13 protein-coding genes are annotated in these 11,825 nt (G+C 63.5%); 9 read left to right on the top strand and 4 right to left on the bottom strand.

Annotated elements, in window-relative coordinates:
- Nucleotides 1–215 precede the first annotated feature (215 nt).
- Together gatA and gatC are read right to left on the bottom strand one after the other, a co-directional pair.
- Nucleotides 216–1,715: an Asp-tRNA(Asn)/Glu-tRNA(Gln) amidotransferase subunit GatA gene (gene gatA / locus LL253_RS03490; RefSeq protein ID WP_228226222.1), complete on the bottom strand. Its 1,500-nt coding sequence runs from the start codon at nucleotides 1,713–1,715 to the stop codon at nucleotides 216–218.
- Nucleotides 1,716–1,817: 102 nt separating this feature from the next.
- Nucleotides 1,818–2,105: an Asp-tRNA(Asn)/Glu-tRNA(Gln) amidotransferase subunit GatC gene (gene gatC, locus LL253_RS03485; RefSeq protein ID WP_009821249.1), complete on the bottom strand. Its 288-nt coding sequence runs from the start codon at nucleotides 2,103–2,105 to the stop codon at nucleotides 1,818–1,820.
- A gap of 128 nt (nucleotides 2,106–2,233) precedes the next feature.
- Between gatC and LL253_RS03480 the strand changes: the two genes are divergently transcribed.
- Both LL253_RS03480 and ruvX read left to right on the top strand, forming a co-directional pair.
- The gene (locus tag LL253_RS03480) at nucleotides 2,234–3,352 is read left to right on the top strand and encodes a DUF3089 domain-containing protein (protein ID WP_228226221.1); all 1,119 of its coding nucleotides are present in this window, start codon (nucleotides 2,234–2,236) and stop codon (nucleotides 3,350–3,352) included.
- A gap of 38 nt (nucleotides 3,353–3,390) precedes the next feature.
- Nucleotides 3,391–3,858 carry a Holliday junction resolvase RuvX gene (ruvX, locus tag LL253_RS03475; protein WP_198005942.1) on the top strand — a complete coding sequence of 156 codons (468 nt, stop codon included), beginning with the start codon at nucleotides 3,391–3,393 and terminating at the stop codon, nucleotides 3,856–3,858.
- A gap of 26 nt (nucleotides 3,859–3,884) precedes the next feature.
- Here ruvX and LL253_RS03470 read toward each other — a convergent pair whose 3' ends face one another.
- Nucleotides 3,885–4,268 carry a MerR family transcriptional regulator gene (locus LL253_RS03470; RefSeq protein WP_228226220.1) on the bottom strand — a complete coding sequence of 128 codons (384 nt, stop codon included), beginning with the start codon at nucleotides 4,266–4,268 and terminating at the stop codon, nucleotides 3,885–3,887.
- 71 nt (nucleotides 4,269–4,339) lie between these two features.
- Here LL253_RS03470 and LL253_RS03465 point away from each other — a divergent pair, with 71 nt between their 5' ends.
- Nucleotides 4,340–5,092 (top strand): MauE/DoxX family redox-associated membrane protein, encoded by a 753-nt coding sequence (locus tag LL253_RS03465; protein ID WP_228226219.1) that lies wholly within the window; start codon nucleotides 4,340–4,342, stop codon nucleotides 5,090–5,092.
- 36 nt (nucleotides 5,093–5,128) lie between these two features.
- Here LL253_RS03465 and serB read toward each other — a convergent pair whose 3' ends face one another.
- Nucleotides 5,129–6,007 carry a phosphoserine phosphatase SerB gene (gene serB, locus LL253_RS03460; protein ID WP_228226218.1) on the bottom strand — a complete coding sequence of 293 codons (879 nt, stop codon included), beginning with the start codon at nucleotides 6,005–6,007 and terminating at the stop codon, nucleotides 5,129–5,131.
- Here serB and miaA point away from each other — a divergent pair.
- From miaA to LL253_RS03430, 6 genes are all read left to right on the top strand, one after another.
- Nucleotides 6,006–6,956 (top strand): tRNA (adenosine(37)-N6)-dimethylallyltransferase MiaA, encoded by a 951-nt coding sequence (gene miaA, locus LL253_RS03455; RefSeq protein WP_228226217.1) that lies wholly within the window; start codon nucleotides 6,006–6,008, stop codon nucleotides 6,954–6,956. The two genes, serB and miaA, sit on opposite strands and share 2 nt — an antisense overlap.
- A 100-nt stretch (nucleotides 6,957–7,056) precedes the next feature.
- The gene (locus LL253_RS03450) at nucleotides 7,057–8,808 is read left to right on the top strand and encodes an acetolactate synthase 3 large subunit (RefSeq protein WP_228226216.1); all 1,752 of its coding nucleotides are present in this window, start codon (nucleotides 7,057–7,059) and stop codon (nucleotides 8,806–8,808) included.
- Nucleotides 8,809–8,818: 10 nt separating this feature from the next.
- Nucleotides 8,819–9,187, top strand: a complete 369-nt coding sequence (locus LL253_RS03445; protein WP_228226215.1) for a hypothetical protein — start codon at nucleotides 8,819–8,821, stop codon at nucleotides 9,185–9,187.
- On the top strand, nucleotides 9,187–9,702 hold the full coding sequence (gene ilvN, locus LL253_RS03440; protein WP_009821240.1) for an acetolactate synthase small subunit: 516 nt from the start codon (nucleotides 9,187–9,189) through the stop codon (nucleotides 9,700–9,702). The genes LL253_RS03445 and ilvN overlap by 1 nt, the downstream gene beginning before the upstream one ends.
- A gap of 202 nt (nucleotides 9,703–9,904) precedes the next feature.
- Nucleotides 9,905–10,924, top strand: a complete 1,020-nt coding sequence (ilvC, locus tag LL253_RS03435) for a ketol-acid reductoisomerase (protein WP_062734658.1) — start codon at nucleotides 9,905–9,907, stop codon at nucleotides 10,922–10,924.
- Nucleotides 10,925–11,070: 146 nt separating this feature from the next.
- Entirely contained in the window at nucleotides 11,071–11,694 is a 624-nt protein-coding gene (locus tag LL253_RS03430) for a YceI family protein (RefSeq protein ID WP_228226214.1), read from the top strand.
- The last annotated feature ends 131 nt before the right edge of the window (nucleotides 11,695–11,825 follow it).

Genomic DNA, 11,825 nt, shown 5'->3' with positions numbered 1-11,825 from the left:
CATCAATTTCTGTCGGAGCGATCCGACCTCTGCTTCGGCGACCCTTGCCCCACAGACTGGTCCTGGGGCGATCCGTTGTCGCTTCCGCGGTAGCAATGACGATCTTCCGCCGCCTGGCTGGTCGATCATCCTTACGCTGATATCGCTGTTTCCCAGAAACAGTGAAGGAACTAAGCAAATCGACAAGTTCCCCCACCAGTTCTAGGAAGGTCATCTTACCACCACTTGTCCGGCCGCGCGGTGAAGCCGGCCCGTTCCTCGATGGCGAGGCTGGCGTTCAGCACGGTCTGTTCGTCCAGCGCCTTGCCGATCACCTGCAGGCCGATCGGCAGGCCCGCCGAATCCAGCCCGCCCGGAATCGCCATCGCCGGCAGACCGACCAGCGAGGCCGGCACGGTGAAGACGTCGTTCAGATACATGGCCAGCGGGTCGGCCTGCTTCTCGCCCAGCGCGAAGGAGGCACTCGGCGCGGTCGGCGTCAGCAGCAGGTCGCACTTTTCGAACGCCAGCTCGAAATCGCGCGCGATCAGCGCCCGGACCTTCTGCGCCTGAGTGTAATAGGCGTCGTAGAAGCCGGCCGACAGCACATAGGTGCCGATCATGATGCGGCGCTTCACCTCCGGTCCGAAACCGGCGGCGCGGGTCGCGGCATACATGTCCTGCAAGCCCGCCCCGTCGGGCAAATCGCGCTGGCCATAGCGCACGCCGTCATAGCGGGCGAGATTGGACGACGCTTCGGCAGGCGCGATGATATAATAGGTCGGCAGCGCATATTTGGTATGCGGCAGCGACACTTCGACCACTTGCGCGCCTGCATCCTTCAGCCACTCGATGCCGCGATCCCACAGGGCGGAAATTTCCGCGTTCAGGCCGTCGGGGCGATATTCCTTCGGGATACCGACGGTCTTGCCTTTCAGGTCGCTCGACAGATTGGCTTCCCACTGCGGAACGGGTAGGTCGAGCGACGTCGAATCCTTGGGATCGAAGCCCGACATCACCTCCAGCAAAATCGCATTGTCGCGCACCGTCCGCGCCATCGGCCCAGCTTGATCCAGCGATGACGCGAACGCCACGATGCCCCAGCGCGAGCAGCGACCATAGGTCGGCTTGATACCCGAAATACCGGTGAAGGCCGCCGGCTGGCGGATCGAACCGCCCGTGTCGGTGCCGGTTGCCGCCGGGCAAAGCCGCGCCGCGATCGCCGACGATGAACCGCCCGAAGAGCCACCGGGAGCCAGCGCCGCATTGTCGCCCCTGCCCCCATCTGTTTTGGCCCGCCGCCAGGGCGAGATGACATTGCCATAATAGCTCGTCTCGTTGGACGATCCCATGGCGAACTGGTCGAGGTTCAGCTTGCCCAGCATCCCCGCGCCCGCCGCCCACAGCTTGCCAGACACCGTCGACTCGTAGGTCGGCACGAAGCCTTCCAACATATGGCTCGCCGCCGTGGTCTGGACGCCCTGCGTGCAGAACAGGTCCTTCATGCCGATGGGCACGCCGGCCAACGCGCCCAGGGAGTCGCCCGCGGCCTTCGCCTTGTCGGCAGCATCGGCCGCCTCCAGCGCCTTTTCAGGCGTCTCGACGATGAATGCGTTCAACGCCTTGGCCGCGGTGACATTGGCATTGAACGCCTCCGCCACTTCGCGCGCCGAAAAATCGCCGCCACGAAAGCCGTTTCGGATTTCAGCTACGGTGAGATCAGTCAGATCAGTCAAAATTCTAACCCCGTTCGGGCTGAGCCTGTCGAAGCCCAGTCCTTCTTGTAGAAACGTGCAGCCCTTCGACAAGCTCAGGGCGGAGGGCAATTCAGGATTGTGCTATTCGATCACCTTGGGCACCGCGAAGAAGCCATGTTCGGCCTGCGGAGCATTAGCCAGCACCTTGTCGCGCACATTTCCGTCGGTGACGACGTCGTCGCGCAGGCGCTGGTGATTGGGGATGACGGCCGTCATCGGCTCGACGCCGGACACGTCCACCTCACCCAGCTGCTCCACCCAGCCAAGAATGTTGTTGAGTTCAGGCACCATCGCCTCCGCTTCGGTATCGGTCACCGAAATGCGCGACAGGCTGGCGATCTTTTTCACGGTCTGAAGGTCTATCGACATGGTCCGCCGCTACCATCGGCACCGCCCGCCATCAAGCGGCTTTCGCGCCTCTTGCGCGGGTGCCGCCATTGCGCCAGACATGAGGCGGCATGGGAACGGCACGTTCCCAAAGGGCGGAGAGAAAAAGGGTGGCGCGTAAATTCCTCTATGTCGTCGCGGCGTTGGTCGTGCTGGCGATCGGCGCGAGCGCGGTCTATGCGCTCTGGGGAAATGCGCTGATCCGCGCCGTCATGGTGCCGCGCGAACCGTTCGAGCCGCTCAAGCCGCTGCCCGCCGATGCCTATGCCAACGCGACGATGTGGATCGCGCGCCCGGACATCGTCAAGGACAATCCGGCGCTCTGGACGCCTGCAGGCACCCCCGCCGTGAAAGACATGGGCCAGGCGGCAGTCTTTTTCATCCATCCTACCAGCTACATCACCACCTTCGGCAGCGCGCACTGGAACGCTGCGCTGGACAATGCGGAGGCCAACGCCACCGCCCGCCGCTTCGTCGCCAGCCAGGCCAGCGCCTTCAACGGCGCGGGCGAAATCTGGGCGCCGCGCTATCGCCAGGCCAATTATGGCGCCTTCCTGACCCAGGGGCCGGAAGGCGACAAGGCGCTGGCGGCGGCCTATGGTGACGTGCGCCAGGCCTTCGCGGCTTTCCTCAAAGCCAATCCCCAAGGTCCGCTGATCCTCGCCGCGCATAGCCAGGGCTCACGTCACCTGCTGGAATTGCTGCGGAATGAAATCGCCGGCACACCGACCGCAGACCGGATCGTCGCTGCCTATGTGGTGGGCTGGCCGGTTTCCGTAGAGGCGGACCTGCCCGCTCTCGGCCTGCCCGCCTGCGCCCGCCGCGACCAGGCGCATTGCATCGTCAGTTGGCAAAGCTATGCCGAACCGGCTGATCCGTCCGCCGTGGTCGAAAGTTTCGAGCGCAAGGACGGCTACACCGGCCGCCCGCGCAAGGGCACGCACATGCTCTGCACCAACCCCATTACCGGCGCCTTCAACGGACAAGCTCCGGCCAGCGCCAACAAGGGAACGCTCGACGCGCGCGAGGAAGGACAGCCGCCCAGGTTGATACCCGGCATCGTGCCGGCACGCTGCGACACCAGCGGCGTGCTCATGATCGGCGAACCTGTGGACATGGGGCCATTCACCCTGCCGGGGAATAATTACCATGTCTATGACTACAGCCTGTTCTGGAGCAATGTGCGGGAGGACGCCCGGAAAAGGCTGTCCGCCTTTCGGGGAGAGTGACATTCGCCGCGATCGGTGACACAGGCATCACCATGACCTTGGTGACGATTGATCGCGTGGCTTTCCGGCAGGCGCTGCCCCATGGCGGTCGGCTGATCGGGATGGATGTAGGGACCAAGACCATCGGCCTTGCGCTCTGCGACGCGGCATGGACGATTGCCAGCCCGGCCTACACCGTTACCCGCGGCAAATTCGGCAAGGACAAGATCGGCCTTGCCGCCTTCATCGACCAGCAGCAGGTGAAAGGTGTCGTCATCGGCCTGCCGCTCAACCTCGATGGCAGCTTTTCCCCGCGCGCGCAGGCCAGCCGCGCCTTTGCGCACAATATCGCCGATCTTGGGTTGCCCATCCTGCTCTGGGACGAACGCTGGTCAACACAGGCTGTCACCCGCACCCTGCTGGAAGCCGATGCCAGCCGCGCGCGGCGCGACGAATTGGTGGATAAACTTGCCGCCAGCTACATCCTTCAGGGCGCGATCGACGGGCTGGTCGCGGGACTGGAATAGCCGCCTTACGGGCCGCTCCCATTCCCTCATGCTTCGAACGCCGTGAGGATCGGGCACGGCCCCTCGTCCGTTTCGCGGCATTGCCTGGCAAGCCGCTCCAGCGCGGACCGCGCTTGCTGCAACGCAGTGATCCTGGCGTCCAGCGCAGCGATCCGCTCAGCGGCCAATTCGCGCGCCCGCGCCCGATCCTGCCCGGCGTCCAGTTCCAGCAATTCCGCTATTTCATCGAGCGTGAAACCAGCCGCCTGCGCGGACCGGATGAAGCCCAGTCGCCGTACATCCTCCGCGCCATAGCGCCGCACGCCCTCGCCGCGCGGCGGCGTCGCGATCAGCCCGCGCCGCTGATAGTAACGCACTGTTTCGACATTGACGCCGGCCGATCGAGCGAGTCCGGAAATCGTTTCACGCATGCCTTGACTCCGTACCATGGTACGGACCCTATATGGAGAGCATCCATCCCCTCTCAATGCAAGGATGCGCCATGGCCCAGACCCAGCCCAAAACCGCGAGCCTTTATCGCATGGTGATGCCCAGCCACATTTGCCCCTATGGCATAAAATCCCGCTGGTTGCTGAAACGTCATGGCTATCGGGTCGAGGATCATTGGCTCCAAACCCGCGAACAAACCGATGCCTTCAAGGCGAAGCACGGCGTCAAGACCACGCCCCAGACCTTCATCGACGGCCAGCGGATCGGCGGCCATGACGACCTGCGGCGTTACCTGGGCCTCAAAGTGCGTAGTCCCAATGCTTCAAGCTATGTGCCCGTGCTCGCCACTTTTGCGATAGCGGGACTGCTGACGCTGGCGGTCAATTGGCTGACCGTCCTGCCCCTGCTGTCCTCGGTGACGGCCGAACGGTTCATAGCCATCGCCATGGTCCTGCTCGCCATGCTGAAATTGCAGGATGTCGGCCGATTTTCCACCATGTTCCTGAACTATGACCTGCTGGCACGCCGCCTGCCGCCCTATGGGCTGCTCTATCCGTTTCTTGAACTGGGCGCGGGGCTGCTGATGCTCACGCGCCTGCTGGACTGGCTGGCCATTCCGGTCGCGCTCTTCATCGGCGGGGTCGGCGCGCTATCGGTTTTCAAGGCTGTCTACATCGACAAGCGGGAACTCAAATGCGCCTGCGTCGGGGGCAGCAGCACTGTGCCGCTGGGCTTTGTATCCCTGACCGAAAATCTGATGATGATTGCCATGGCGGTGTGGATGCTGTCCGGCTTGGGCCAATGAACGGCCCTCATCGCCATTCCCCAAAGGCTGAGCCACCTACGCGACCACCCAATGCTCCGACGCGATGCCTTGCGCATAGAGCAGCACCGACAGATCCCCATGGACGATTTCGGCCGCAGCGGCCTCCCGCGTCTTGGGCTTGGCATGATAGGCCACGCCCAATCCCGCGCCCTGTATCATCGGGATATCATTGGCGCCATCGCCCACCGCCAGAGTCAGCTCCCGCTCGACGCCCTGCGCAATGGCAGCATCCAGTTCCGCCCGCTTGCGCGCCGCATCGACGATTGGCGTCTCAACCGTCCCCAGCAATGCCCCATCGGCGATTTCCAGCACATTGGCGACATGCGCATCGAACCCGATCTCAGCCGCGACCGGGCCGGTAAAGCGCGTAAACCCGCCCGACACCAGCAATGTCCGCGCCCCCCGCGCTTTCATCGTGCGCACCAGCGCCTTCGCACCGGGCATGACCCGCACGCGCTCCGCACGGCATTGATCGATGGCGCTGTCGAGCAGACCTTTCAGCAACGCCACCCGCTCATGCAGCGCGCCGGCAAAGTCCAGTTCGCCGCGCATCGCCCGCTCGGTAATGTCGGCAATCTGCGGCTTGATCCCCGCATAGTCGGCCAATTCGTCGATACACTCGACCGTGATCATGGTCGAATCCATGTCAGCGATCAGCAAGGCCTTGGCCCGCGTCTGGCTCGCTTGGACGATAAGGTCGATATGGGCGCCCATGCCAGCCAGCGCAGCGCGCGCAGCGGCTGGATCAGCTGCGAAGAACAGGTCGGCCGCCTTGTCCGTGTCCAGCCAGCAGCAATCGCTGGGCGCGCAGCCTGCATCGCGCAGCCGATCGGCAGCTTCGGCAATATCCCCCTGCCCCATCGAGCCACTAGCCACTAAGGTCGCGACGAACATGCTTACTCCCGAACCAGAAACAGGCAGCGGCGAATCCCGCCCACGGGTGGCGCTTATTGCCGGGCCGACCGCCAGCGGCAAGAGCGCGCTCGCCATTCGCCTCGCCCATAGCGCCGATGGCGTGGTCATCAATGCCGACGCCAGCCAGGTCTATGCCGACCTCTCCATCCTGTCTGCCCGCCCATCGCCAGAGGAAATGGCCGATGTGCCTCACCGCTTGTTCGGCCATATCGACGGCGGGGAGGCCTGCTCGGCGGCGCGCTGGGCAGCCGACGCGCGCGCGGAAATCGACGCGGCCCATGACCAGGGCAAACTCCCGATCCTCGTCGGCGGCACCGGCCTCTATCTGCGCACCCTGCTCGACGGGATCGCGCCCGTGCCGGACATTGATCCCGACATTCGCGCTACCGTCCGCGCCCTGCCCGTGGCGCAGGCGCATGAAGCGCTGCGCCAGGAAGACCCGCAGGCAGCAGCCCGTCTGGCGCCGGCAGACACAACGCGCGTCGCCCGTGCGCTTGAAGTGATCCGCTCGACCGGGCGCACGCTCAAGGCATGGCAGGCGCACAAAATCGGCGGCATCGGCGATCGTATCGCCCTCGCCCCTCTCATTCTCCTGCCACCTCGCCCGTGGCTGATCGACCGGTGTGATCGGCGGTTCGTTCAGATGCTCGATCAGGGTGCAGTGGCGGAAGTGGAGGCGTTGCTCGCGCGCAACCTTGATCCTGCTTTGCCGGTGATGCGCGCGATCGGCGTGCCGGACATCGCAGCATGGCTGAACGGCGACATGGACCGCGGCACCATGATCGAGCGCGGCCAACGCGCCACGCGCCAATATGCCAAACGGCAATATACCTGGTTCGCACACCAGCCACCGGAGGGCTGGCAACGTGAAGAACGATATTTAGATGACAATATAGTCGATGAACTAGCAACTTTATTACGCAAATAACGCTTGACCGGCCATTTTATGTCCACTAGAGGCAGGCGCCTTGCCATCGCCCGTACCCCGGCGCAAACAGGCGGCTTGCAGCAACAAGAGGAGTTTCATCGTGGCCGAAAAGAGCGGCGCGGACATTTTGGTCGAATGCCTTGTTGATCTGGGCGTCGAAGTCGTGTTCGGCTATCCGGGCGGCGCGGTGCTGCCCATCTATGACGCGCTCTACAATCACCCCACGATCCGCCACGTCCTCGTCCGCCACGAACAAGGCGCGACGCATATGGCGGAGGGCTATGCGCGTTCGACCGGCAAGCCCGGCGTCGTCCTCGTCACCTCCGGCCCCGGCGCCACCAATGCCGTCACCGGCATCACCGATGCGCTGCTCGATTCCATCCCGATGGTCGTCATCACCGGCCAGGTTCCCACGCAACTGATCGGCACTGATGCCTTTCAGGAGGCGGACACGGTCGGCATCACGCGCCATTGCAGCAAGCATAATTATCTGGTGAAGGACCCGGCGAAGCTGGCTGGCGTCGTGCATGAAGCCTTCCACATCGCCACCACTGGCCGCCCCGGCCCGGTGGTCGTTGACATTCCCAAGAATGTGCAGATCGCGACCGCGCCCTATGCACGCCCGGAGCTCAAGGTCCACGCCAGCTATCGTCCGCAGACCAAGGCGGACGCCGCGGCGATCGACGCGGCTGTCGAAATGCTGGCCGCGGCCGAACGCCCCGTCCTCTATACCGGCGGCGGGGTCATCAATTCAGGCCCGCAGGCGAGCGCGCTGCTACGCGAACTTGCTGCCTTGACCGGCGCGCCGGTCACGTCGACGCTGATGGGCCTGGGTGCATTCCCGGCTTCGTCGGACCAGTGGCTCGGCATGCTTGGCATGCACGGCACCTATGAAGCCAATTGGGCGATGAATCAGGCGGACCTTATCCTGTGCATCGGCGCGCGTTTCGACGATCGGGTGACAGGGCGGCTCGACGCCTTCGCCCCGAACAGCCGCAAGATCCATATCGACATTGACCGCAGTTCCATCAACAAGACGGTCGATGTCGACCTGCCCGTGGTCGCCGACGTCGGCAGCGCGCTCGACGACATGATCGCGCTCTGGAAACAGCGCGGGCATCAGCAGCAGGATCTGTCCGACTGGTGGTCCCGCATTGCGCAATGGCGCGCCAAACGCAGCCTCTCCTACCCGGAAACCGGGCCGGAAATCATGCCGCAGCGCGCGATCGCCGACCTGTATCAGGCCTGTATGTCGACCGGCAGGGATGTCATCATCACGACCGAGGTTGGCCAGCATCAGATGTGGGCGGCCCAGCATTTCGGGTTCGAAGCCCCCAATAAATGGCTGACCTCCGGTGGCCTTGGCACCATGGGCTATGGCTTTCCGGCCGCGATCGGCGCGCAGATGGGCAATCCCGACAGCATCACCATCTGCATCGCGGGCGACGCCTCTATTCAGATGAATATTCAGGAACTGGGCACCGCGACCCAATATCGCCTACCGGTCAAGATATTCATCCTCAACAATGAATATATGGGGATGGTCCGCCAGTGGCAGGAACTGACCTATGAAAGCCGCTATTCCAACAGCTATTCCGAAAGCCTGCCCGATTTCGTGAAGCTGGGCGAAGCCTATGGCTGGACCGGCATCCGCATCGAAGGGCCGGAGGATCTGGAAAGCGGCATTCGCCAGATGCTCGACACCGCCGGCCCGGTGATCGTTGATTGCCGCGTAGCCAAGCTGTCCAACTGTTTCCCGATGATCCCGTCGGGCGCGGCGCATACCGACATGCTGCTCGATCCCAACCAGATCGCGGGCATCATGTCCGACGAAGCCAAGGCGCTGGTGTAAGGACGGGCATGTGACGCAACATCTAAAGCTCCGCATCCATGTGACGGAGCCCTGGGATTTCGAGCGCCAGGCCGGCACGGCCGAACTGACCGGCTGGACCACCGATCATGCCGGTCCCGACAACGAGGAATGGGAAGTGCATCTCGACCATGGCTTCGATTTCAACAAGCGGCATATCGGCACGCTGCTGGTGGGACCTCGCTATGTCGGGGAACGGCTGGAACGGATGTTCGATGCGGTATCGGGCTTTCCCGTACGTCTCGCCCATCGCCAGGACGGCGAATGGCATTTCGCCTTCGTCGCCATGATTTCGCAGCGGCACGACAAGCCCGCCCCCGACGGGCAGGCCGACGACCATCAGGATCACGGAACCATCTGATGCATATCCAGGAAGAACTCAGCCAGCGGCACGTCCTGTCGCTGACCGTTTCGAACGAAGCGGGCATATTGGCGCGCATCGCCGGCCTGTTCACCGCGCGCGGCTATAATATCGACAGTCTGACCGTGGCCGACATTACCGACGATCATGCGATCAGCCGTATCACCATCGTCACCGGCGGGCCGCCCAAGGTGATCGACCAGATCATTGCCCAGCTCGACCGGCTGGTGCCGGTGCACAAGGTGACGGACCTGACCGACGCCGGCCCCTTCGTCGAACGTGAACTGGCGCTGGTCAAGGTCGCTGGCACGGGCGAGGACCGGATCGAGGCGCTGCGCCTGGCTGATGTGTTCCGCGCCAAGGTGGTCGACACGACGATCGAAAGCTTCATCTTCGAACTCACCGGCACGACCGAGAAGGTGGACAATTTCGTGGCGCTCATGCGCCAGATCGGGCTGGTCGAAGTCGGTCGCACCGGCGTCGTCGGCCTCATGCGCGGGAAAGAGGCGAATTAATTTCCCTCTCCCCATCGGGGGGAGAGGGTTGCGAAGACCTGACGGCTTGCCCGCCTGGTCGTAGCTGGAAGAGGGGGCAGCGACGCCACGGTAGCCCGCCCCCTCCTCCTCCACCATCATCTAGGTCCGGCCTCGCCGAACCAAGATTTCATATCCTCTCCCCTGCGGGGCGAGGGCATTTGTTCGAGGGAAGAGACGAGACATGAAGGTTTATTATGATCGTGACGCGGACATCGGCCTGATCAAGGGCAAGAAGGTCGCCATACTGGGCTATGGCAGCCAGGGTCACGCCCATGCGCAGAACCTGCGCGACAGCGGCGTCGCCGAAGTCTGCATTGCGCTCCGCGCCGGCTCGCCCAGCGCCAAGAAGGCGGAAGGCGCGGGCTTCAAGGTGCTGCCCAACGCCGAAGCCGCCGCCTGGGCCGACGTCTTCATGATCCTCGCCCCCGACGAGCATCAGGCCGCCATCTATGCCGCCGATGTCCACGACAATCTGCGTCCCGGCGCGGCGCTCGCCTTCGCCCATGGCCTCAACGTCCATTTCGGCCTCATTGAACCGCGCAAGGACGTCGACGTCATCATGATCGCGCCCAAGGGCCCGGGTCACACCGTGCGCGGCGAGTATCAGCGCGGCGGCGGCGTCCCCTGCCTCATCGCCGTCCATCAGGACGCGACCGGCAATGCGCATGACATCGCCCTGTCCTATGCCTCGGGCGTGGGCGGCGGCCGCAGCGGCATCATCGAAACCAATTTCCGCGAGGAATGCGAAACCGACCTGTTCGGCGAACAGGCCGTGCTGTGCGGCGGCACCACCGCGCTGGTGCAGGCCGGCTTCGAAACGCTGGTTGAGGCCGGCTACTCGCCCGAAATGGCCTATTTCGAGTGCTTGCACGAATTGAAGCTGATCGTTGACCTCATGTATGAAGGCGGCATCGCCACCATGCGCTATTCGATCAGCAACACCGCGGAATATGGCGATATCAAAACCGGCCCGCGCATCATCACCGAAGAAACCAAGAAGGAAATGAAGCGCGTTCTCGCCGACATCCAGTCTGGCCGCTTCGTCAAGGACTTCGTGCTCGACAACCGCGCCGGCCAGCCCGAACTCAAGGCCAGCCGCATCGCCGCCCAGCGCCACCCGATCGAGGAAACCGGCGCGAAGCTGCGCGCGATGATGCCCTGGATCGGCGCCAACAAGCTGGTGGACAAGGACAAGAACTGAGGGCCACCTTGCTGTCTTAAGGGACGGATCGGCAAGTCAGGCCGGCCCGGAACGGAAACAATCCGTTCGCGGTTACGGCTCTGGAATAATCGGGGGGCGCGGCATATCATTGTCGCGCCCCTTGAGCATTTCGGAGAATCCGTTCCATGAAAAAAATCCTGATCCCCGCCGCCGCCCTGATCGCGCTTGCCGGCGGCACTGCCCTCGTTGCGCAAATGCCCACCGCCGCGCCCGGCACGAAGGACGCCGCAAAAGTCACCGGCGGCAGCTACAAGGTCGACGGGGGCCATACCCAGGTCGTGTTCGCCTGGGACCATATGGGCTTCACCAACAATATGGGCACCATTGCCGAGCCCACCGGCACGCTGACCCTCGACAAGGCGAACCCCGCCAACAGCAAGGTGTCGGTGGAATTTCAAGTCGCCAACCTGCGCACCGGCGTCACCAAGCTCGACGAGCATCTAATGAAGCCGGACTTTTTCGATGCAGCGAAATTCCCGACGGCCACCTTCGTCTCGACCAGCGTCAAGCCTGACGGCGCGACCGGCGCTGAAATCACGGGCAACCTTACCTTGCATGGCGTGACCAAGCCCGTGATGCTCGACGCCGAATTCTATGGCGCCGGCATCCAGCCGATGAGCAAGAAGGAAAATGTCGGCTTCGTCGCCACGACGACGATCAAGCGCAGCGATTTCGGCATGGGCTATGCGGTCCCGATCGTCAGCGATGCGATCGAACTCAAGGTCATCGCTGGTTTCGAAAAACAGTAAGCGCACGACATAAAATGTCCAATAGACAGGGCCGGCTTGCATGCTGGCCCTGTTTTGCGTATGCACCGCGCATCATGCAGAGCGTCGCGCGCCTTCCCCTGCTACGACTTACACGCCCTTAGGCGTGGCTT

Origin of the sequence: Sphingobium soli, from assembly GCF_020782245.1 — a bacterium.
GTDB lineage: Bacteria > Pseudomonadota > Alphaproteobacteria > Sphingomonadales > Sphingomonadaceae > Sphingobium > Sphingobium soli.
This window is presented reverse-complemented; position numbering and strand designations above follow the sequence as displayed.